Annotated in this window: 20 protein-coding genes and 3 pseudogenes; 12 read left to right on the forward strand and 11 right to left on the reverse strand. The window is 72.5% G+C overall.

Annotation, left to right across the window (positions count from 1 at the left end; genetic code table 11):
• A pseudogene (locus tag ACW62_RS34965) lies at positions 1–191 on the forward strand (hypothetical protein); the annotation flags it as partial.
• Here ACW62_RS34965 and ACW62_RS36080 read toward each other — a convergent pair.
• On the reverse strand, positions 175–2,073 hold the full coding sequence (locus ACW62_RS36080; RefSeq protein ID WP_053202121.1) for a vWA domain-containing protein: 1,899 nt from the start codon (positions 2,071–2,073) through the stop codon (positions 175–177). The pseudogene ACW62_RS34965 and the gene ACW62_RS36080 sit on opposite strands and share 17 nt — an antisense overlap.
• Positions 2,073–3,986, reverse strand: coding sequence for a vWA domain-containing protein (locus ACW62_RS00445; protein WP_053202122.1), 1,914 nt, complete (start codon positions 3,984–3,986; stop codon positions 2,073–2,075). Before ACW62_RS00445 ends, ACW62_RS36080 begins: the two co-directional genes overlap by 1 nt.
• A 112-nt stretch (positions 3,987–4,098) precedes the next feature.
• Between ACW62_RS00445 and ACW62_RS00450 the strand changes: the two genes are divergently transcribed.
• Positions 4,099–4,602, forward strand: a complete 504-nt coding sequence (locus ACW62_RS00450) for a hypothetical protein (RefSeq protein ID WP_240477186.1) — start codon at positions 4,099–4,101, stop codon at positions 4,600–4,602.
• Position 4,603: 1 nt separating this feature from the next.
• On the opposite strand, the pseudogene ACW62_RS35580 reads toward ACW62_RS00450, so the two are convergent.
• Positions 4,604–5,316, reverse strand: a pseudogene (locus tag ACW62_RS35580) (imine reductase family protein).
• Positions 5,317–5,402: 86 nt separating this feature from the next.
• Here ACW62_RS35580 and ACW62_RS00460 point away from each other — a divergent pair.
• Positions 5,403–5,738: a winged helix-turn-helix transcriptional regulator gene (locus ACW62_RS00460; protein WP_053202124.1), complete on the forward strand. Its 336-nt coding sequence runs from the start codon at positions 5,403–5,405 to the stop codon at positions 5,736–5,738.
• 207 nt (positions 5,739–5,945) lie between these two features.
• Here ACW62_RS00460 and ACW62_RS36085 read toward each other — a convergent pair whose 3' ends face one another.
• The 4 genes from ACW62_RS36085 to ACW62_RS00475 all read right to left on the reverse strand — a co-directional run bounded on the left by ACW62_RS36085 (position 5,946) and on the right by ACW62_RS00475 (position 9,441).
• Positions 5,946–6,071, reverse strand: coding sequence for a hypothetical protein (locus ACW62_RS36085; RefSeq protein ID WP_276202920.1), 126 nt, complete (start codon positions 6,069–6,071; stop codon positions 5,946–5,948).
• 88 nt (positions 6,072–6,159) lie between these two features.
• A complete protein-coding gene (locus ACW62_RS00465; RefSeq protein WP_053202125.1) occupies positions 6,160–6,546 on the reverse strand; it encodes a VOC family protein in 387 nt (128 codons plus the stop codon).
• Between the two features lie 79 nt (positions 6,547–6,625).
• The gene (locus ACW62_RS00470) at positions 6,626–8,992 is read right to left on the reverse strand and encodes an ATP-binding cassette domain-containing protein (protein WP_053202126.1); all 2,367 of its coding nucleotides are present in this window, start codon (positions 8,990–8,992) and stop codon (positions 6,626–6,628) included.
• A gap of 38 nt (positions 8,993–9,030) precedes the next feature.
• Positions 9,031–9,441 (reverse strand): VOC family protein, encoded by a 411-nt coding sequence (locus ACW62_RS00475; RefSeq protein ID WP_053202127.1) that lies wholly within the window; start codon positions 9,439–9,441, stop codon positions 9,031–9,033.
• Between the two features lie 209 nt (positions 9,442–9,650).
• On the opposite strand from ACW62_RS00475, the gene ACW62_RS00480 reads away from it, so the two are divergent.
• From ACW62_RS00480 to ACW62_RS00495, 4 genes and pseudogenes are all read left to right on the forward strand, one after another.
• Positions 9,651–10,154: a TetR/AcrR family transcriptional regulator gene (locus tag ACW62_RS00480; RefSeq protein ID WP_083459091.1), complete on the forward strand. Its 504-nt coding sequence runs from the start codon at positions 9,651–9,653 to the stop codon at positions 10,152–10,154.
• Between the two features lie 274 nt (positions 10,155–10,428).
• Positions 10,429–11,064, forward strand: coding sequence for a class I SAM-dependent methyltransferase (locus ACW62_RS00485; protein WP_157574249.1), 636 nt, complete (start codon positions 10,429–10,431; stop codon positions 11,062–11,064).
• Entirely contained in the window at positions 11,057–11,884 is an 828-nt protein-coding gene (locus ACW62_RS00490) for an oxygenase MpaB family protein (RefSeq protein ID WP_053202129.1), read from the forward strand. Before ACW62_RS00485 ends, ACW62_RS00490 begins: the two co-directional genes overlap by 8 nt.
• Positions 11,881–12,553, forward strand: a pseudogene (locus ACW62_RS00495) (aminotransferase class IV). The gene ACW62_RS00490 and the pseudogene ACW62_RS00495 overlap by 4 nt, the downstream one beginning before the upstream one ends.
• A 58-nt stretch (positions 12,554–12,611) precedes the next feature.
• On the opposite strand, the gene ACW62_RS00500 reads toward ACW62_RS00495, so the two are convergent.
• The 3 genes from ACW62_RS00500 to ACW62_RS00510 form a co-directional block, all read right to left on the reverse strand.
• Positions 12,612–13,154, reverse strand: a complete 543-nt coding sequence (locus ACW62_RS00500; protein WP_053202130.1) for a hypothetical protein — start codon at positions 13,152–13,154, stop codon at positions 12,612–12,614.
• The gene (locus ACW62_RS00505) at positions 13,151–14,698 is read right to left on the reverse strand and encodes a phytoene desaturase family protein (protein ID WP_053202131.1); all 1,548 of its coding nucleotides are present in this window, start codon (positions 14,696–14,698) and stop codon (positions 13,151–13,153) included. Before ACW62_RS00505 ends, ACW62_RS00500 begins: the two co-directional genes overlap by 4 nt.
• 62 nt (positions 14,699–14,760) lie before the next feature.
• The gene (locus ACW62_RS00510; protein WP_205629051.1) at positions 14,761–16,914 is read right to left on the reverse strand and encodes an MMPL family transporter; all 2,154 of its coding nucleotides are present in this window, start codon (positions 16,912–16,914) and stop codon (positions 14,761–14,763) included.
• A gap of 233 nt (positions 16,915–17,147) precedes the next feature.
• Here ACW62_RS00510 and ACW62_RS00515 point away from each other — a divergent pair, with 233 nt between their 5' ends.
• Entirely contained in the window at positions 17,148–17,669 is a 522-nt protein-coding gene (locus tag ACW62_RS00515) for a SigE family RNA polymerase sigma factor (RefSeq protein WP_240477188.1), read from the forward strand.
• Positions 17,666–18,598: a hypothetical protein gene (locus ACW62_RS00520; RefSeq protein WP_053202133.1), complete on the forward strand. Its 933-nt coding sequence runs from the start codon at positions 17,666–17,668 to the stop codon at positions 18,596–18,598. Before ACW62_RS00515 ends, ACW62_RS00520 begins: the two co-directional genes overlap by 4 nt.
• Before the next feature lie 143 nt (positions 18,599–18,741).
• Here ACW62_RS00520 and ACW62_RS33665 read toward each other — a convergent pair whose 3' ends face one another.
• Positions 18,742–18,900 carry a hypothetical protein gene (locus ACW62_RS33665; RefSeq protein WP_157574251.1) on the reverse strand — a complete coding sequence of 53 codons (159 nt, stop codon included), beginning with the start codon at positions 18,898–18,900 and terminating at the stop codon, positions 18,742–18,744.
• A gap of 310 nt (positions 18,901–19,210) precedes the next feature.
• Between ACW62_RS33665 and ACW62_RS00525 the strand changes: the two genes are divergently transcribed.
• From ACW62_RS00525 to ACW62_RS00535, 3 genes are read left to right on the forward strand one after another with little or no spacing between them, the layout of a single operon-like run.
• A complete protein-coding gene (locus ACW62_RS00525; RefSeq protein ID WP_053202134.1) occupies positions 19,211–19,525 on the forward strand; it encodes an ArsR/SmtB family transcription factor in 315 nt (104 codons plus the stop codon).
• Positions 19,522–19,896, forward strand: a complete 375-nt coding sequence (locus ACW62_RS00530) for an SRPBCC domain-containing protein (RefSeq protein ID WP_053202135.1) — start codon at positions 19,522–19,524, stop codon at positions 19,894–19,896. Before ACW62_RS00525 ends, ACW62_RS00530 begins: the two co-directional genes overlap by 4 nt.
• 2 nt (positions 19,897–19,898) lie before the next feature.
• A complete protein-coding gene (locus tag ACW62_RS00535; RefSeq protein WP_053202136.1) occupies positions 19,899–20,678 on the forward strand; it encodes an SRPBCC domain-containing protein in 780 nt (259 codons plus the stop codon).
• The last annotated feature ends 25 nt before the right edge of the window (positions 20,679–20,703 follow it).

Raw genomic sequence — 20,703 nt, forward strand, 5'->3', positions numbered from 1 at the left:
TCGAGCAGCTGCCGCCGTGGCCGGCCGGCTGGGGTCCCGGTGGACCCGTGCCCGAAGCCGGGGGAGCGGCGGCCGCACCGGCCGATGCCCCGGCGGTACGGGCGTCCCGGCGGTGGCCGTGGCCGGCAGCGGTGCTCGCCGTCGCCGGCGTGGGGTTGCTGGTGGCGGCCGTCGTCACTGCGCTGACGTAGCGCGGTTCCGGCGCACCAGCCAGGCCGCCCCGGCCAGCGCCAGCACTCCGGCGACGGCCAGGCCGATCGACGTCCAGGGGAGGTCCGCTCCGCTGCCGCCGTCGCCGGTGAGCGCCTGCTCCTCGGTCGGCTCGTCGCCCGGCGCCGGGTCGGTACCGGGCGTGGCGCCGTCCTCCTCGTCGCCGCCGCCCGACCCGCCGACCAGGGCCGAGTCGGCCGCCGGGGGAGTGAGGCCGTCGACGTCCGCGTAGTCCGGCGCCGTCTCGCCGGCGGTGCCGTTGGTCTTCAGCGTCAGCGTGTACGGCATCGGGTCGCCCGACGTGTCGAAGGAGACCTGGACGTAGCGCAGGCCCGGGACGCTCGCGCCGCCGCCACCGTCGCGGTTGAGGTAGCCGACGGTCTGGGACTGGGCGCCGATGGCGTAGGACGTGGTGCCTTCGGGGAACGCGCCCCACACCCCGTCGGTCCAGTTCTCGGGCTCTCTGGCGAGGAAGTCCACCATGGCGAGGTCCCGGACCGGGCCGGAGATCTGAACGGTCGGACCGTGGGTGGCCAAGCCCTCGCCCGTCGGCAGCGCGCTGTCGAACTGCGCCTGCAGGTTCTGGCCCCAGTCGAGCGGAATCGCGACCACCTGCGTCTCGCCCAGGTTGATGTCGAAGGCGTAGGTGCCATCCGACACGACGGGGGCGTTGGACATCGACGTGCCGGGCACCACGTCGGTCACCGGACTGCCCGGTTCCAGGGTGGTCCACTCCGGTTCCGCCGGCGCGGGGAAGAGGTCACGGCCGGCCGGGTCGGCCAGCGGCGGCTCCTCGTACACCACGATCTCGACCGGCTCGCCGCTCAGGTCGCCCTTGTCCGCTGCGACCTCGACGTAGACGACGTCGGCGGTGTTGCACTCGTCGTCGGTGACGTCGCTCCAGGTGTTCGCCGACGTGTAGCCGAGGGTGCCCATCGGGAACGACGAGCTCTCGGAGCAGAGGTACGTCTCCTCGGCGTTCGCGTAGATCGTGACCCCCATCCAGTCACCCATCGCCCCGAAGGCGCTGCTGCGGTGGGTGACGCCGACGTGGATGGTGCTGTTCGGCGCCGTGCGTTCGCCGCGGTACCAGAGCCCGCCCTCCACCGGGACGGTGTCGAGGTATTGGCCGGTCTCGATGATCGGGGCGTCGACGGGGGCGGCGGTGCCTTGGATGGGGGTGCCGGTGAAGTCGAACGGGCGTGACGCGCGGGTGGTGGAGGTGTCGAGGGATCTGACGAGGTCGTCGGCGTCTTGCGCGTCGTAGTAGGTGCCGTGGCCGTTGTCGGCGATGCAGCGCAGTTTGTCGCGGGCTGCCTGGTCGACGTCGAGGCCGACGACGTCGATGCGCACGTCGACACCGTCGCCGGCGAGCTGGGTGGCGACCTCGCACGGGTCCGGCGCACACGTCGGTTCGCCGTCGGAGACCAGGACGATGGTGCGTGGCCCCTCGGTGCCGAGATCCTTCCCGGCCTCCTGCAACGCGTACCCGATGGGGGTTTCGCCGTAGGGCTCGTAGCCGTCCAGCGCTGCGGTGAGGGCGTCGCGGTTGCCGGTGTCGGGTTTCGCGATCAGTTGCGAGTCGGTGCACGCGCCGGGGTCGTTCTGGGAGAAGACCTCGGCGCCGTAGACACGCAGGCCGACCTCCTGGTCGTCCGGCAGCCCGCCGATGACCTGGCGCAACGCGTCCTTCGCGGCGTCGATGCGGGTGCCGCCGGACGGGGTGGCCTCGGCCATCGACCCGGACGAATCCAGCACCAGCATCATCCGGCTACCCGGATCGACCGGTTCCTCCGCCGCCGACGGCAGTGTGGTGGCGACGACGACGGTGGCGGCCACGAGGGCGGCGGCGAGACGGATCATCAGTTGCTCCCAGCCTGCTTCGCGGTCGCTCGGTTCCGGCGGACCAGCCAGCCCGCTCCGGCCAGCGCCAGTACCCCGGCGGCGCCGAGGCCGATCGACGTCCAGGGGAGGTCCGCCCCGCCGCCGCCGTCGCTGGTGAGCGCCTGCTCCTCGGTCGGGTCGCCACCGGGCGTGGCGTCGTCCGTCGCGCCGTCGTCTTCCGCATCGCCGTCGCCCGACCCGCCGACCAGGGCCGAGTCGGCCGCTGGGGGAGTGAGGCCGTCGACGTCCGCGTACTCGGGGGCGCCGTCGCCGGCCGTGCCGTTGGTCTTCAGCGTCAGCGTGTACCGCATCGGATCGCTGCCGTTGGGGTAGGACACCTGGACGTACCGCAAACCGGGGATGCTCGCGTCATTGCTGATCTCGGTCCGGTTCAGGTAGCCGATGGTGAGCGACTGGGCGCCGACGCGGAAGGGCGATCCGCCGGCGATCGTTCCCCACAACAGGTCGGTCCAGTCATCGGGTGCGCTGCCGTAGAAGTCCACCGAGCCCTGCTCCCGCACCGGCCCGGAGATCTGGACGGTAGGCCCGACACCCAGGGACGTCTCCTCGGGCACGATGCCGTCGAGCTGCGCCTGGACGTTCTGGCCCCAGTCGAGGGGGACGGCGACGACCTGTGTCTCACCGGCGTGGATGTCGAAGGCGTACGTGCCGTCGGACACGACCGGCGCATTGGAGATGGACGTGCCGGGCACGACGTCGGTCACCGGGTCGCTCACCTCCAGCGGCGTCCAGGCGGGCACCTCGGGTGCGGCCACCAGATCGCGGCCGGACGGGTCGGCCAGTGGCGGCTCCTCGTACACCGCGATCTCGACCGGCTCCCCGGTGAACGGCTGGGGGCCCGAATCGTCGACATGGACGTAGATGACGTCGGCGGTGTTGCACTCGCCCTCCGGGTCCGGACTCCAGGTGTTCGCCGCGGTGTAGCCGAGGTTGCCGAGCGGGAACGAGCTGGCGCTCGCGCACTCGAGTTCATCGGGATCGGCGTAGAGCCTGACCCAAGCCCAGGAGCCGGAGTTCCCGATGTCGTCGGAGTGGTGGGCGACGCCGACGTGGATGGTGCTGTTCGGCGCGGTGCGTTCGATGCGGTACCAGAGGCCGTCGTTGAGGGGGACGGTGTCGAGGTACTGCCCGGTCTCGATGATCGGGGCGTCGGCGGGGGTGGCGGTGCCTTGGATGGGGGTGCCGGTGAGGTCGAAGGGGCGGGAGGCGCGGGTGGTGGAGGTGTCGAGGGATCTGACGAGGTCGTCGGCGTCTTGCGCGTCGTAGTAGGTGCCGTGGCCGTTGTCGGCGATGCAGCGCAGCTTGTCCCGCGCCTCGGTGTCGACGTCGAGGCCGACGACGTCGATGCGCACGTCGACGCCGTCGCCGGCGAGTTGGGTGGCGACCTCGCACGGGTCCGGTGCACACGTCGGTTCGCCGTCGGAGACGAGCACGATGGTGCGTGGCCCTTCGGTGCCCAGGTCCTTCCCGGCCTCCTGCAGCGCGTAGCCGATCGGGGTTTCGCCGTAGGGTTCGTAGCCGTCCAGCGCGGCCGTCAACGCGTCGCGGTTGCCGGTGTCGGGTTTCGCGATCAGTTGCGAGTCGGTGCACGCGCCGGGGTCGTTCTGGGAGAAGACTTCGGCGCCGTAGACGCGCAGGCCGACCTCTTGGTCGTCCGGCAGCCCGCCGATGACCTGACGCAAGGCGTCCTTCGCGGCGTCGATGCGGGTGCCGCCGGACGGGGTGGCCTCGGCCATCGACCCGGACGAGTCCAGCACCAGCATCATCCGGCTACCCGGATCGACCGGCTCCTCCGCCGCGGCCACAGCCGACACCGACATCGTGGCGACGACCGCGGCCGCAGCCGTGAGAGCGGCGGCGAGACGGATCATGGCGACTCCCGGAAGCTGATTTGCACTTGCAAACGTTGTCCGAGTCTGGACCGTGAACGCTGCGCGTGTCAACATGGTTGCAGCTTTACGAGTGCAAATAGTGGGAGGGCACGTGGCCGACGTCGACGCCAGTCGCACGGCGCAGCGCGAGATTTACGGCGAGCCGCTGGGCACCATCGTGGACCGGTGCCGCGGCACGCTGGGGCTGACGCAGGGGAGGGTCGCGGCACTGCTCGGCATCTCGGCGCCGATGCTGTCGCAACTGGTCAGTGGGCAGCGGATCAAGATCGGCAACCCGTCGGCGGTCGAGCGGCTGCGGGCCATGGTCGAGGCCACCGACGCCGTCGCTGCCGGCCGGCTGCCGGTCGCCGACGCGATCACCCGCATCGAGGCGGCCGGCGGCCCGGGGGAGTTGCTCACCGGCGCCACCACCCGGCGCGCGTCGGCACGGGAGACCGCCGAGCAGATCCAGAGCCTGTTCCGCCGGGTCGCATCGGCGCCCGACTATCTCGCCGCCGCGGACCGCGTCGCGCCCGACCATCCGGAGATCGCCGAGTTGCTGCGCGTGTACGGCGCCGGCCGCACCGACGACGCCGTCGCGCACCTGCTCGGCTGAGTCACGGCGTCCCGAGCACCTCGGTCAGCGCGGCGATGCTGTCGTCGCCGTGACCGGCGGCCGCCGCCTTGCGCACCAGGTCGTGCAGCGGCCGCAGCCACGCGTCGTCGACCTTCCCGTCGCGCGCGAACTCGACGTCCCACTCCAGGCCGGCGAGGAACAGGTTCACCGACGACGCCCCGGCGCTGTAGTCGTGCGCGTCGATCTCGGCCGCGAACCCGGGCAGGATCGCGGCGATCATCTCCATCCAGCGGACGGCGTAGGGGACCAGGTCGGCGGCGGCGATGCCACGTGTGCGGCCGGCCGCCGCGCCGGCGAAGAAGCCGACCAGCGCTGGCAGCAGGGTGGCGCCGACGGCGGGCTCGTAGAACTTCGCGAGGTCGGGCTCGCCGCCCAGCCGGACGGTGTCGCCGCCGAGCGCCCGCAGCGTGGCCGCGTGCTGCGCGAAGACCTCCGCGTCGCCGTCACCGGCTCGAGGATGCACCGGGTGTCGTCGTAGCCGGTCAAGCACGCGACGACGAGCGGGCTCGCGGCCACCGCTTCGTCGACGGTGCCGGCGTGCCGGGCGCCGGCGGCCACGAGCGGGGCGGCTTTGGCGGGACTGCGGTTCCAGACCGTGACGTGATGCCCGGCGGCGAGGAACGCGCTGGCCAGAGCGCTGCCCATCGAGCCGAGGCCGAGGACGGTGACCGCGGAGAGTTCGTGCTGTGTCATGCCTCGATGCTGCGGGTTGCACCAACCGATACGCAAGTACCTACAATGTTGTTCGGTACCTACAGTTCTGTATGCGAGGAGGTCAGATGGGTGAGCGAACCTTCACCTGCGGTCTCGACGCCGCGATCGCCGTCATGGGTGGCAAGTGGAAGGGCCTCATCCTGTTCGCCCTCCAGGACGGCCCGCTGCGCTTCGGTGAGCTGCGCCGGGCGGTCGGCACCATCAGCGAACGCATGCTCATCCTGCAACTGCGCGAGATGCAGACCGCCGGGCTGCTGCATCGCGAGGTCTACCAGCAGGTCCCGCCGAAGGTCGAGTACTCGCTCACCGAGTTCGGCCGGTCACTCAACGACGCCATGGCGCCGCTGGGCGCATGGGGCGAAGACCACCTGGAGCGCATCGAGGCGATCCCGTTCGAGTAGGTCCGGCCGCCGGCCGAGGGGAGCGGTCCGCCGCGGCCCCTCTCGGGCGCTCCTCACTACTACTTGACATAATGTGCATTATCGGCGTTACGTCAGAACCCGCATACCAGCGACCTTCGCCGCCCGCCGAACGATGGCGGGATTCTCGACGACGAACTCGTCAGCGCTCACCACGTCGGACAAGACCTGCGTTGGCGTCGAGTCCGATCATCCGAGCGACTCGACGGCGCCTTGGGCGATTCCGGCGTCCATCTCGTCCAGAGTCTTGGGCGCGCCGCCGTAGCGCAGCCGCCCCTCGAGCTCCTGGACGCTCCGAGCGTTCCGGCTCAGCACGTAGTCACCATCCTTATGGTCGAAGACGTCATGCGCCAACACCTCCTTACTACAGGGCAAGGAGGTGTTGGCGCCTCGGCACGTGCACTCAGGAGTTCGTCGCGACCTTCCAGAGGAAGCCGTCCGGGTCGCTGAACGTGCCGGAGTAGCCGCCCCATTCGGCGGCCGTCGCCGGCTTGAGGATCGTCGCGCCGGCGGCCTCGGCGGCCTGCAGGACGGTGTCGACCTCGTCGCGAGTGTCGGCGGTGTAGTGCAGCGAGAAGCCGCGGAATCCGGAGCCGTCGGCGGATACGCCGACGTCCTTGGCGACGGCGGCCCATTGGTACAGCGCCAGGCCGGCGCCGTCGCCGAGGACCATCCGGACGAATCCGGGATGGTCCTGGTCGGTCTTCGCGCCCATGCCCTCGACGTAGAACCTCTTCGCGCGGTCGAGGTCCTGAACCCCGAGCATGACCACGCTCACCTGCAGCGACATGATGTTCTCCTTGCCTCTTGTGGGTACATCATCACGCTATGGCGGGCGCCGGCCGGCTGCTTCTCGATTCCTGACGTGATCAGCCGGCGACGTAGTCGGCGAGGTGCTGGCCGGTCAGCGTGGACCGGTCCGCGACGAGATCGGCGGGCGTTCCCTCGAAGACGACCTGCCCGCCGTCGTGGCCGGCGCCGGGCCCGAGGTCGATGATCCAGTCGCCGTGCGCCATGACCGCCTGGTGGTGCTCGATGACGATGACCGACTTGCCGGAGTCGACCAGCCGGTCCAGCAGCCCGAGCAGCTGCTCGACGTCGGCGAGGTGCAGGCCGCTGGTGGGCTCGTCGAGGACGTAGACGTCGCCCTTCTTCTCGGCCATCTGGGTGGCCAGCTTGAGCCGCTGCCGCTCCCCTCCGGACAACGTGGTCAGCGGCTGGCCCAGCTTGACATAACCAAGGCCGACGTCGTCGAGACGGCCCAGGATGGCGGCGGCCGCCGGCGTCTTGGCGGCGCCGTCGGAGAAGAACGCCCGCGCCTCGGCGACCGGGAGGTCCAGCACCTCGGCGATGTTCAGCTCGCCCAGCCGGTAGTCGAGCACCGCGGCCTGGAACCGCTTGCCGCCGCAGTCGTCGCACGGCGTGGCGACGGTCTCCATGAAGCCCAGCTCGGTGTAGATGACGCCGGCGCCGTTGCAGGCCGGGCAGGCGCCTTCGGAGTTGGCGCTGAACAGCGCCGGTTTCACGCCGTTGGCCTTGGCGAACGCCTTGCGGATGGGGTCGAGCAGCCCGGTGTACGTGGCCGGGTTGCTGCGCCGTGACCCCTTGATGGCGCCCTGGTCGACGGCTACGACGTCGTCGCGGGTGGACACCGAGCCGTGGATCAGCGAGCTCTTGCCCGATCCCGCGACGCCGGTGACGACGACCAGCACCCCGAGCGGGATGTCGACGTCGACGTCCTGCAGGTTGTGCGCCGACGCGCCACGGATCTCCAGCGTGCCGGACGGCGTGCGGACGGACGGCTTCAGCGTGGCGCGGTCGTCGAGGTGCCGGCCGGTGACGGTGTCGCTGCCGCGCAGCGCCTCGACCGTGCCCTCGAAGACCACGTGGCCGCCGCCGGAGCCGGCGCCCGGACCGAGGTCGACGACGTGGTCGGCGATGGCGATGGTCTCGGGCTTGTGCTCGACGACGAGCACCGTGTTGCCCTTGTCGCGCAGCCGCAGCAGGAGGTTGTTCATCCGCTGGATGTCGTGCGGGTGCAGGCCGACGGTGGGCTCGTCGAACACGTACGTGACGTCGGTCAGCGACGACCCGAGGTGCCGCAGCATCTTGATGCGCTGCGCCTCGCCGCCGGACAGCGTGCCGGACGGCCGTTCGAGGCTCAGGTAGCCGAGCCCCAGCTCGACGAACGAGTCGAGGTTCTGGCCCAGCGCCGTCAGCAGCGGCGCGACGGACGGCTCGTCGAGCCCGCGGATCCACTCGGCGAGGTCGGTGATCTGCATCGAGCAGGCCTCGGCGATGTTGATGCCCTTCACCCGCGACGACAGCGCCGGCTGGTTGAGGCGGGTGCCGCCGCAGTCGGGGCACGCGGTGAACGTGGCGACCCGCTCGACGAACGCGCGGATGTGCGGCTGCAGGCTGTCGACGTCCTTGGACAGGAACGACTTCTGGATGCGCGGGATCAGCCCTTCGTAGGTCAGGTTCATGTTCTCGAACTTGATCTTCGTGGGCTTGCGGTAGAGGAGGTCGTCGAGCTCCTCCGCGGTGTACTTCGCGATCGGCTTGTCCGGGTCGAAGAAGCCGGACGCGGCGAAGATGCGGACGTTCCAGCCGTCGGCGTTGTAGCCGGGGATGGTGAACGGGCCGTCGCTGAGCGACTTGCTGTCGTCGTAGAGCTGCGTGAGGTCGATGTCGGAGATGCTCCCCCGGCCCTCGCAGCGCGCGCACATGCCGCCGTGGTAGACGGCGTCGCGGACGATGGTCTTCTCCCCCGTGGCCTTCGTCATGACGCCGCTGGCCTTGCGGGCGGGCACGTTGAACGAGAACGCCGGCGGCGGCCCGATCTGCGGCTCGCCCAGCCGGCTGAACAGGATGCGCAGCATGGCGTTGGCGTCGGTGACCGTGCCGACGGTCGAGCGCGGGTTCGCGCCCAGCCGCTCCTGGTCGACGATGATCGCCGTCGTCAGGCCCTCCAGGAGGTCGACGTCGGGTCGCGACAGCGACGGCATGAAGCCCTGCAGGAACGCGCTGTACGTCTCGTTGATCATCCGCTGCGACTCGGCCGCGATGGTCTCGAACACCAGCGAGCTCTTGCCCGAGCCGGACACGCCGGTGAACACCGAGAGGCGGCGCTTCGGGATCTCGATGCTGACGTCGCGCAGGTTGTTCTCCCGCGCGCCCTGCACGCGGATGAGGTCGTGGCTGTCGGCCTGGTGCGGCGCGGAGGCCTCGGTCATCGTGTCTCCATCTGTCGATCCGTCCGTGGTGCGTGAGCTCAGCGCAGCTCGCTGATGCGGATGAGGTTTCCGGCAGGGTCCCGGACGGCGCAGTCGCGGACGCCGTACTGCTGCTGCATGGGCTCCTGGACGACCTCCGCGCCACTGGCCTGCAGGCGGTCGAAGACGCCGTCGAGGTCGTGGGTGGACATCAGGATGCCGGCATAGCTGCCCTTCGCCATCATCTCCGTGATGGTACGGCGCTCCTCAGACGTCACGCCCGGATCGGCGGCCGGCGGTTCGAGAACGATCGACGTGGCGGGCTGGCCGACCGGGCCGACGGTGATCCAGCGCATCCCCTCGTAGCCGACGTCGTTGCGAACCTCGAAGCCGAGGAGGTCGCGGTAGAACGCCAGCGCCGCCTCCGGGTCGTCGTGCGGCAGGAAGCTCGCCTGAATGGTCAGTTCCATCCGTTCACGCTAGGCCGGGCCTGGTCAGGGGTGCTTCTCGATTCCTGACCGGAACGCCCGGAAAGCCGGGCCACGGTGACCGGATGGCATCGATGACATCGGCCGTTTGTCATCGATGCCACGGGGTAGGCTCGTTCGGGTCTGAAAGCATATGTGGGGAGTTCTCCGGAAGCGTCGGGGAGCTCCCCACATCGACGAGACGGGTGCAGATGCGGGCGGACGGACGGCGCAACCGCGAGGCGCTGGTGACGGCGGCGGCGAAGGTGTTCGCCGAGGCCGGCGCCGACGCCCCGCTCGACGACGTCGCGCGGCGGGCCGGGGTCGGCAACGCGACGTTGTACCGCCACTTCCCCACCCGCGTGGCGCTGCTGGCCGCCGTCTTCGCCGACGAGCTGGCGGCGCTGCGCGACTACGCCGAACTGCTGCGCGAACAGGAGGCGCCGGCCGACGCGCTGCACGCCTGGCTGCGGGCGGTGGCGACGCAGCTGGCGCACACCCGCGACCTCGCGCTCGCCGCCGACGGCGACTGGTACGTGTCCGTGCGCGCGACGGTGTCCGGACTGCTCACAGCGGCGCAGCGGGCCCGCGCCGTCCGTCCGGACCTGACCGCCGACGACCTGCTGGCGCTGGTCCGCGGGGTCGCGCTCACGTCCGAGTCGCCGGACCAGCAGGGCCGGCTGCTCGACCTCGTCCGGCACGCGGCAGCCCGCTGACGCCCGGTGCCGGCGGCTGATGCCCGCTGACCTCCGCCCGGCCCGGCCGCGCCCGCCGATCCCGATCCGGCGGGTTGACACCAGCGCCAACTGTTGGCGTCCTGGTCACCACCCGCGCCGACAACTCCCCGCCCGCCGGCCCGGCCCTGCCTGCCGACCACCCGTCCAGGCGGGTTGACACCAGCGCCAACCGTTGGCGCCCTCGTCACCACCCGCACCGACAACCCCGCGCCCACCTGGCCGGAGGCGCGGCGCCGGGCCTAGGCTGGACCCGATGACCATCGAGGACCCCGACGAGGCCGCGCGGCGGCTGGCGGCGGTGTCGCTCGCGGCCGACGACCCGACCGGCTGGTTCGAGCGCCTCTACGCCGCCGCGGCCGACGGCGCCGCCGTCGTGCCGTGGGACCGTGGCGCGCCGCACCCGCTGCTGGTCGACTGGGCCGCCGGCCGCGACCTGGCCGGCAGCGCGCTCGTCGTCGGGTTCGGGCCGGGGTTCGATGCCGAGTTCCTGGCCGCCCGCGGCGCCGCGACCACCGCGTTCGACGTCTCCCCCAGCGCCCTGACGGCCGTACGTGGACGGTTCCCCGGTTCGCCGGTCGACTACCGGACGGCCGACCTGCTGGCGCCGCCGCCGGAGTTCCGGCGCGCGTTCGGCCTGGTCGTCGAGGTGATGACGGTGCAGTCGATGCCGCCGCCGTTCCATCCGCCGGCCACGGCGTCGGTGGCCGGATTCGTCGCGCCCGGCGGCACGCTGCTGGTGATCACGATGGTGGCCGACACCCCGCCCGAGGACGGCCCGCCGTGGCCACTCACCCGGGCCGAGATCGACGCGTTCGGGCAGGACGGACTCACGCCCGTCGCGGTCGAGCGGCTGGAGCACCGCTGGCGCGCGGAGTTCCGCCGTGACTGACGACCTCGGCCTGTTCGGGCCGGACAGCGTGAGCTGGCGGGTGCACCGCGAGCCGGTGCTGTGGCTGGCCGGAGTCCGCGCGCTGTACCTGCAAGCGTTGCATCCGCGCGCCGTCGCCGGGGTCGTGCAGAACTCCGACATCCGGCGCAACTGCTGGCCGCGGCTCATGCGCACCGCCGAGTACGTCGGCACCGTCGTGTACGGCAGCACCGAACAGGCCGAGCGGGCCGGGCACCGGGTGCGGCGCATCCACGATCGCCGGCGCGCACGCGACCCCCGCACCGGCGACGAGTTCCGGGTCGACGACCCGCAGCTGCTGCGCTGGGTGCACGTCACCGAGGTCGAGTCGTTCGTGTCGACGGCGCGGCGGGCCCGCATCGGCCTGTCCGACGCCGACGTCGACGGCTACTACGCCGAGCAGACCCGGGCCGCCGCGCTGGTCGGCCTCGACCCCGGCACCGTCCCGGCCAGTGCCGCCGAGGTCGACGAGTTCTACCGGTCGATCCGGCCGGAGCTGGCGCTGACCGCCGAGGCGCGCGACATCGCCCGGTTCCTGACGCTTCCGCCGATGCCCACCCGCTACGCCGTCGCGGGGCGGCCGGCCTGGCTCGGGCTGGCGGCCACGGCGGTCGCGCTGCTCCCCCGCTGGGCGCGGCGGCTGTACCGGCTGCCCGGCCTGCCGACGACGGACGTCGCGGCCTCGCTGACCGTGCTGGGACTGCGCGGGGTGATCAACGCGCTGCCCGTGCGGGAGGGCCCGATCTACCGCGACGCGATGCGGCGAGCCGAGCGAGTGGAACGCGCCCGAGCCGCTGCATGATCGTGCAGCGCAACGGCCGCACCGCGACGGCCGACGACCTCGCGCCGCTGGCCTTCGCCGGCTACGCGCACTTCACCGCCGCCCAGGTCCGTGATGGGCGCATCCGCGGCCTCGACCTGCACCTCGAGCGGCTCCGCGCGGCGTCCGCCGAGCTGTTCGGCGACGCGCTGCCGGACGACGTCGTCCGTGGGTTCGTCCGGACGGCGCTCGCGGCCGGCCCGGCGGACGTGTCACTGACGGCGACGGTGCACTCCTCGGCGGGCGGCCACCTGGACCTGCTGGTGCGCACCGGTCCGCCGTCGACCGGTCCGGACGGCCCGCTCGCCCTCGCCGTCGTCCCGCACGAGCGCTACCTGCCCGACGTCAAGCACGTCGGCGAGGTCGCCAAGACCCACCTCCTGCGGGTCGCCGCCCGCGACGGCTTCGACGACGCCGCCTTCGTCGACCGCGCCGGCCGGCTCAGCGAGGCGTCCATCTGGAACCTCGCCTTCTGGGACGGCTCAGCCGTGGTGTGGCCGGTGGCGGACGTGCTCGGCGGTTCCACGATGGGCATCCTGCGCCGCCGGCGTCGCGGTGTCCCGCCTCGGCGCGGCGTCCCTGCCCGACGCACCCGCCTTCGTCGCCCTCCTGCACGACGCCTACGCCGCCGAGCCGCTCACCGCACCCTGACGGGTCGACCCGCCGGCCGGGCCAGAGCCGCCCCGGGTCGCGACCGCCGCTGCCCGTACTAGAAGGACGGCATCTCGCCGGCCTCGGCGCGCCGCAGCCAGTCGCGGGCGCCGTCGGCCCAGGGCCGACGCAGCCCGGCGGCGGCCCCGGCGTCGACGGCGTCGCGCAGGGCCGCCAGCCCGGCCTCGCGGCGGCCGGCGATCAGCAGGGCCTGACCGAGCGCCAGCGACGCGCTGGCCAGCAGCCGCGGGTCGCCCAGTTCCTCGCGCAACTCCAGCGACCGGGCGAGGTGGTCGACAGCCTCGGACGGCCGGCCGGAGACGACCAGGTGGAAGAAGCCGACGTGACGGTACGCCTCGGACCGCGTGTAGAGGTCGCCGTGCGCGTCGGCCTCGATCAGCGCCTCGCGGAAGTACGGCATGGCGGTGTCCCAGTCGCCGCGTAGCACCTGGTGCACGAGCCCGACGCCGAACAGCGACTCGGCGATGCCGGCGCGGTCACCGATCGCCCGGCGCAGCTCCAGCGCCTGCGTGAACAGCGCTTCCTCGGCGTCGATCGCCGACGGCGGCAGTTCGGCCAGCGCCGCGGCGCCGCCGCTCATCGGCCCAGCACCGCCATCGCCGCGGCCCGGCCGGGGATGCCGCTCACTCCCCCGCCGCGCCGGGCACCGGCCCCGCACAGCAGCACCCGCGGATGCGCCGTCTCGACGCCCCACCGGCCGACGTCGGCCGGGGACTCGGCGAACGGCCAGGCGAGGTCCCGGTGGAAGATGTGCCCGCCGGGCAGGCCGACCGACGCCTCGAGGTCGAGCGGGGTGCGTGCGTCGAGGCAGGCCCGGCCGTCGGCGTCGACGGCGAGGCAGTCCTCGATCGGCTCGGCCAGGACGGAGTTCAGCGAGGCCAGCGTCGCCTTGACGGCCGCCTCGCGGGCACCGTCGGGGTCGGACCGGAACAGCCGCGCCGGCAGGTGCAGCCCGAACAGCGTGATCGTGTGCGCGCCCGCCTCGCGCAGCGACGGCCCGAGGATGGACGGGTCGGTCAGCGAGTGGCAGTAGATCTCGCACGGCGGCAGCTCCGGCACCGCTCCCCCGGCGGCCTGCGCGTACGCCGTCTCGAGCTGCGTCAGCGACTCGTTGACGTGGAACGTCCCGCTGAACGCGGCCGCCGGGTCGACGTCCGAGCGCAGCCGCGGCAGCCGGGTCAGCACCAGGTTGATCTTCAGCTGGGCCCCCTCGGGCGCCTCCCCCGGCGCCTCCTCCCCCAGCAGCCGAGCCAACGTCGACGGCGCGCAGCCGGCCAGCACGTGTCCTGCCCCGACCGAGCGGGCCACCCCGTCGCGGGAGGTGAACGACACCTCGCCCGCGCCGGGGTCGATCGCCGTCACCGTCGCCCCGGTCACGATGACGGCGCCCGCCGCCACCGCCGCGTCGCGCAGCGCCCCGCTGACCGCGCCCATGCCGCCGACCGGGACGTCCCAGTCGCCGGTCCCGTTGCCGATGACGTGGTACAGGAAGCACCGGTTCTGCCGCAGCGACGGCTCGTCGACGGCGGCGAAGGTGCCGATCAGCGCGTCGGTGGCGACGACGCCGCGCACCGTGTCGTCGGCGAACGTGTCGCGGACGACCGCGCCGACCGGCCGCTCGAACAGCGCCGTCCACGCCTCGTCCGACGCGACGACGTCGCGAAACTCCGCGGCCGGGAGCAGCGGCGACGTGAGCGTCGGGGCCACCCGCCGGGCCACCTCGCCGGTCATGGCGTAGAACCGCTCCCAGGCATCGTGATCGGCGGCCGACGGGAACGACGCCCGGGTCGCGTCGCGCGACCCGGTGTCGACCAGCAGCCCGCCGGCGCCGACCGGGGTGTAGGACGAGTACCGGCGCCGCCGCAGCGTGATCGGCAGCGCCAGCTCGTCGACGATCTGCCGCGGCAGCAGCGACACCAGGTACGAGTACCGCGACAGCCGGGCGTCGACGCCGGGGAACGGCCGCTCCGAGACGGCCGCTCCCCCGACGTGGTCGAGGCGCTCCAGCACCACCACGCTGCGGCCGGCGCGGGCGAGGTAGGCGGCGGCGGTGAGCCCGTTGTGCCCGCCGCCCACCACGACGGCGTCGTACCGGGCCCGCAGCGTCGAGAGATCGTCAGCCATGCCGGCCATCCTCACGCGAACCCCGCCGCCGCGGCTACCCGGGACCGCCGTCAGCCACAACATCAGCCGACGGGGGTGAGCTCGCGCTCGGCCTCGGCGCCGACGGCCGGACGGGACCGGCGCAGCCACCGCGGCGCCCACCAGTTGGCGTTCCCGAGCAGCGCCATCAGCGACGGCAGGACGACGGCGCGGATCACGACCGCGTCGATCAGCACCGCGACCGCCAGCCCGACGCCCATCTGCTTCATCTCCAGCACCCGCATCGCGGCGAACAGCCCGAACACGGCCACCATGACGAGCGCCGCACTGGTGACCGTGCCGGCCGAGGTGGTGATGCCGGAGCGGACGGCGTCGCGGATCGGCAGCCCGCGATCGGCCGCCTCACGGATGCGGCTGACGACGAACACGTGGTAGTCCATCGACAGCCCGAACAGGATCACGAACAGGAACAGCGGGATCCACACCACGACGGTGCCGGTCGAGCTGAAGTTCAGCAGCCCTTCGGCCCACGAGTACTGGAACACCAGCGCCAGCACGCCGAACGCGGCCACCGTCGACAGCAGGTTCACGAACACCGTGGTGAGGCCGACGACGACGGAGCGGAACGTCACCGTCATCATCACGAACGCCAGGACCAGCACGAACGCGATGATCCACGGCAGTTTCGCGGCCAGGTTGTCGTTGTAGTCGACACTGTCGGCGACCTCGCCCGTCACCGCCGCCTCGGCGCTCGGCAGCGCGCCCACCGTCGCCGGAATGAGCTCGTCGCGCAGCACGTCCAGCGAGTGCGCCGCCTCGTCCGAATCCGGCCCGAACGGCACACCCACCCGCAGCGAGCTGATCCGCCCGTCCTCCGACTGCGCGACCACCGGCTCCTGGTCGTGCGCGAAGTTCTCGTCGGCGCCGGTGCGGCCGGCCAGCTCCTCCAGCGCGGCGCGGACGTCGCCGGCCTCGCCGGCCGGGGCCTCGACCACGACGACGTGCGCGGCGCCGGTGCTCGGGAACGCCTCGACCAGCCGGTCGTAGCTCTGCATGACCGGCAGGCTGCGCGGGAACGCGGCCTCGTCCGGGTTGGCCAGCTTCAGGTTCAGGGCGGGCGCGGCCAGCGCGAGCAGCGCCAGTACCGAGACGACCAGCGTGACAACGGGACGGCGCAGCGCCGGGCGCAGCACGGCCGGCCAGAACCGCGGCGGCCGCTGCTGGTTCGTCAGCCGCCACAGCACCGGGACGCGCGGGCGGTCGATGCGGTGGCCGAGCTTGGTCAGCAGGGCCGGCAGGACCGTCAGCGACCCGATGACGGCGATCGCGACGACGAGGATGGCGCCGGTGGCCATCGAGGCGAAGTTGACGTCGGCGGCCAGGTAGAGCCCGGCCATCGAGACCGCGACGGCCAGCCCGGACACCACGACGGAGTGGCCGGACGTGGCGGCCGCGATCTCCACGGCCTCGAGCGTGCTCCGTCCCTTGGCCCGCTCCTCCCGCTCGCGGCGCAGGTAGAACAGCGAGTAGTCGACGCCGACGGCCATGCCGATGAGCAGCACCAGGTGCGTGACGGTGCCGCCGTCGGGCACGGCGTACGACGCCAGCGCGTACAACCCGATCGCCGACCCGACCGACGAGATCGCCAGCAGCACCGGCACCCCGGCGGCCAGGATCGCGCCGAACGCGACCAGCAGCACGAGCAGCGTGATCGGCAGGCTGAGCATGGCGATGGTGCCGAGGTCCTCCTCCAGCAGGCCGAAGAAGTCCTTCATCACCGACGCCTCGCCGGCCTGCTCGACCCGCAGGTCCGGGTACTGCTCCTGCACCTCGGCGGTGACGTCGCGCAGCGCCTGGACGTCGTCCTCGGCGTGCTCCTCGTCGGCGGTCATCGCGATGGGGACGGTGACGGCGTCGCCGTCCGGCGCGGTGACCGGGTCGCCGACGGACTCGACCTCGGGCAGCGCGGCCATCCGCTCCGCGACGTCTGCGGCGGCCGCCTCGGCGTCCGGGCCGGCCGGCGTGATCAGGACGTTCTCGGTGATCGGCGCCTCCAGCCCGCCCTCGTCGAGCATGCGCTCGGCCCGGCCGGACTCGCCGATGCCGAGGTCGAGCTGGCTGGCCTGCTGGATGCCGGCGACGCTCATCGCGGCGAGGCACAGCACGACGAACGCGAACCAGCCGCCGATGGCGCGGCCGGGGTGGGTCGCGCTCCAGCGCGCGATCCGGACGGTCACGGGTGGACGGGAGTAGCGGGAGCTGGTGGTGTGAGACACCGGGCGGCCCTCCGAGCAGGTGATCAACAGGTCGTTCACCATGCTGGCCGCGGCGGGCGGGCATCACACTGGTGCCAGGCACCGGCCCGGGGTGGGGCTAGCCCCCGGACATTTCTTCGGGGTCCGCGACAACCCGGTGTCCGTGCGCTCCGTCTAGTGGGTGAGACAGGATGAGCGCACGAGGAGTTGGTGGAGTGAGCAGACGGCACGCGCGAGCTGACGAGTTCGTGGCCTACGTCGATGCGCGGCGTGGGTATCTGCGCCGCGTCGCCTACCTCGTGTGCGGAGACTGGCACGCCGCCGAGGATCTGGTGCAGACCGCGTTGATCAAGCTGTACGCGGCCTGGCCCCGCATCCACACCGACGGCGCCGAGGACGCGTACGTCCGCCGCATCATCGTGCGGGCGCACCTGGACGAGAAGCGGCGGCCGTGGCGCCGCGAGCGCATCGGGCTCGACGGCATCGACGCCGCCGCGCCGGAGACGCTCTCGCTGGAGGACAGCGACGCGCTCATCGGTGCGCTCAAGGCCCTGCCGCAGCGGCAACGCGCCACCGTGGTGCTGCGCTACTGGTGCGGGCTGAGCGTGGAGGAGACCGCCGACGACCTCGGCTGCACCACGGGCACGGTGAAGAGCCAGACCGCACGGGCGATGGCCGGCCTGCGCGCCTCCCTGTCGACCGACGACGTGACGACGACCGAGAGGCGATCGAGATGAACGAGGACGACCAGCTGGGCGAGCGGTTCCGGCGCATGGGGTTCACCGGCGAGCCGCCGATGGCCTCCCTGGCGGCCGACGATCTCGCCCGGGGACGGCGGCACCTGCGCCGGCGCCGCGCGGTCACCCTGACCGGCGGGGTCGCGGGGGTGGTCGCGGTGGCGGCAGGGGTGGCGTTCGCGCTGCCCGGTGGCGGGCCGTCCGGCGCCGAGGAGGTTCCGGTGGCCGGCCGCGGCGCCGGCGACGCGCCGTCGCAGGCGCCCGCCGACCCGTCGAGCGACACCACCGCGATGCCGACGGAGGCGCCCACCAGCACGCCGACCTCCGCCGACGACGGTTACGGCGACGACCTCCCCGCGCCGGCGACCCGGCAGCTGCTGCTCGACACGGCCGTCGAGCACCTCGACCCGGCGCACGAGCACCTACCGGCCGCGTCGACCGGCATCACCGGGGGCGGGACGAACATCGGCACCAAGCTCGAGTGGCTCGTCGACGGCGACGACGGCATGGGGCTGGTGCAGGTGGCGGTCACCGGGCCGGGCTACGCCGACGAGTACGAGTTCGCGCGCCAGGACTTCGCCGTCAACATCGGCTGCGAGATCGACACCGGCCGTTGCACGGAGCAGCCGATCCCCGGCACCGACGAGACCGCGCTGGTCGGCGGCCCGAACCCGGAAATGCACCTGCTGTTCAGCATCGTCTACGAGCGGGCCGACGGCTCCCTCGTCGGCATCGCGGTGAGCGACCTCTTCGGCAACAACAGCGAGATTCCGCTGGCCGAGATGGACGTGACGGTGGACCAGGGCTTCGCGTTCGTCACCGACCCCGACCTCCAGGTTGCCGCCGACGAGCTGGACGACGACTCCGGCGTCGGCCAGGTCACGCCGCCGGAGGGCTCGGGCTCGACGGAGCTGTCGGACGGTCAGTAGCCAGTCCACCCGGGCCGCACATGACGCGGTGCCGGCTGCCCCACGCTCATGGCGGAGGGCAGCCGGCACCGCGTGCGTACTACCGGGGTCGTTGTTGGACGACGGAGTGCGCCGGACGACGGATGGCCGCGGGCGTCGCGGTACTAGTCGTCCCAGCCGGACATGGCCCAGGCGGGATCACCCATCTGGGTGCCGCCGCCGATCTGCATGATCTGGTTCCCGTCGCGTTCGATCGGCCGCACCAGCCAGCTGTGGTTCTGTGCGTTCCAGGTCAACACGTACTCCGTGTCCCGGCGCAACATCGTGATCCTCCTGCTCCTCGCCGCCCGTCCCTGACAGCGATCCGTCGGTCTCTGAGCTCGCCCAACACTCCCCGGCCGGTGCCGGCCGATGAGGAAAACCCTGCTTCGTCGATGATCTACCGACTATCCCGTGGCCGCAACGCGAACGAGCCGCGCCACGCCGCGTTTCCCCAGGTCGCACCCGTTGTGGCGGCGTTGGAACGCAAATTTCGTCCGTTGGTACGGCGTGGGTTGACCGAACGGACGATGCCGTGGCGGCTGCCTGAATATGCCCTTGCGGTTATATAGCTGGTTGGCTAACGTCGATGGCATGTCGACTGAACCGTTCGGCGTCCTCGCCGACCCCGCCCGGCGGCGCATCCTGGACCTGCTCCGGGAGCGTCCCCGGCTGGCCGGCGAGCTGACCGCCGCCGTCGGCCTGTCCCAGCCGGGCACGTCCAAGCACCTGCGGGTGCTGCGCGAGGCCGGACTGGTCACCGTCCGTCCCGAGGCGCAGCGGCGCTGGTACGAGTTGCGGCCCGAACCGCTCGCCGAGATCGACGCCTGGCTGACGCCGTACCGGTGGATGTGGGCCGGCCGCTTCGACGCCCTCGAACGGCACCTCGACGCCATGGAGGACGAGTGACCGCCCCGGGCACGGTGCGCCGCGTCGGCGGCGGGCGGGTGGAGGTCCGGTTCGAACGCCGGTTCGCCCATCCGCCGGCCAAGGTGTGGCGGGCGCTCACCGACCCCGCCGAACTGCGCGGCTGGCGCTTCCCCGCCGTCGTCGAGCTCGAGCTCACCCCCGGCGCGACCTTCTGGTTCCACCCGACCGACGAGCAGCGCACCCGCTTCGGCGTCCCCGCCGACCCCGTCGCCGGCCGCGTCCTCACCGTCGACCGGCGACGGTTCCGGCGCGGCCATCGCGACCTGCTGGCGGCCGCCCTCGACGTCCGCCCCATCGACTGGGACGTCTGGCAGCGCGCCGCCGGCCTCGCACATCTCTACGAGGAGTGATCATGACCGAGTCCCTGCACACCGACGGCGACCGCAGCGTGCTGCGCATGGAGCGCCGGTTCCGGCACCCGCGCGCCCAGGTCTGGCGGGCGCTGACCGAGCCCGACCGGCTCGTTCAGTGGTTCCCCGCCCGGGCCGAGTTCGGTCTCGTGGCCGGCGGTGACGTCCGCTTCGACTGGGGCGACGGCGGCGGCCCGGCGGTCGGCGGCCAGGTGGTCGAGGTGTCGCCGGGTCACGTGCTCGCCTTCACCTGGGGCGACGACCTGCTGCAGTTCTCCCTGCGCGACGACGGCGACGGCTGCCTGCTGGAGTTCACCCACGTCTTCGACGACCGCTACGGCGCCGCCAGCTTCGCGTCCGGATGGAGCCAGTGCTTCGTCGGCCTGGGCCAGCTGCTGTCCGGCGAGCCGGTCTCGGCCGCTTCCCCGTCCGCCGCCCAGCACGACGCATTCGTCGACCGGTTCCAGCTGGGCGCCGGCGTCGCCTCGACCGTCGACGGTGCGCCGCGGGTCCGGTTCGAGCGGCAGCTCACCGCCCCGGCCGACGTCGCCTGGCCGGTCATCGAGCGCCTCGCCGACGCCCCGTCCGACGGCGTCCTGGAGCGCGACGAGCCGAAGGTGCTCGCCTACACCACTCCCGGCGGCGCCCACGTGCGCTGGGAACTGGGCGAGGGCACCGGCCACGGCGCCCGCCTCGCCCTCACCGTCACCGGTGACCCGGCCGCCGACGACCTCGCCTGGTCCGGCCGGGTGGCCGAGCTGGCCCGCGAACTCCGCGGCTGACGGCACTCCCCCATGATCATCGGCG

The sequence above is a fragment of the Jiangella muralis genome (assembly GCF_001270745.1).
Lineage (GTDB): Bacteria > Actinomycetota > Actinomycetes > Jiangellales > Jiangellaceae > Jiangella > Jiangella muralis.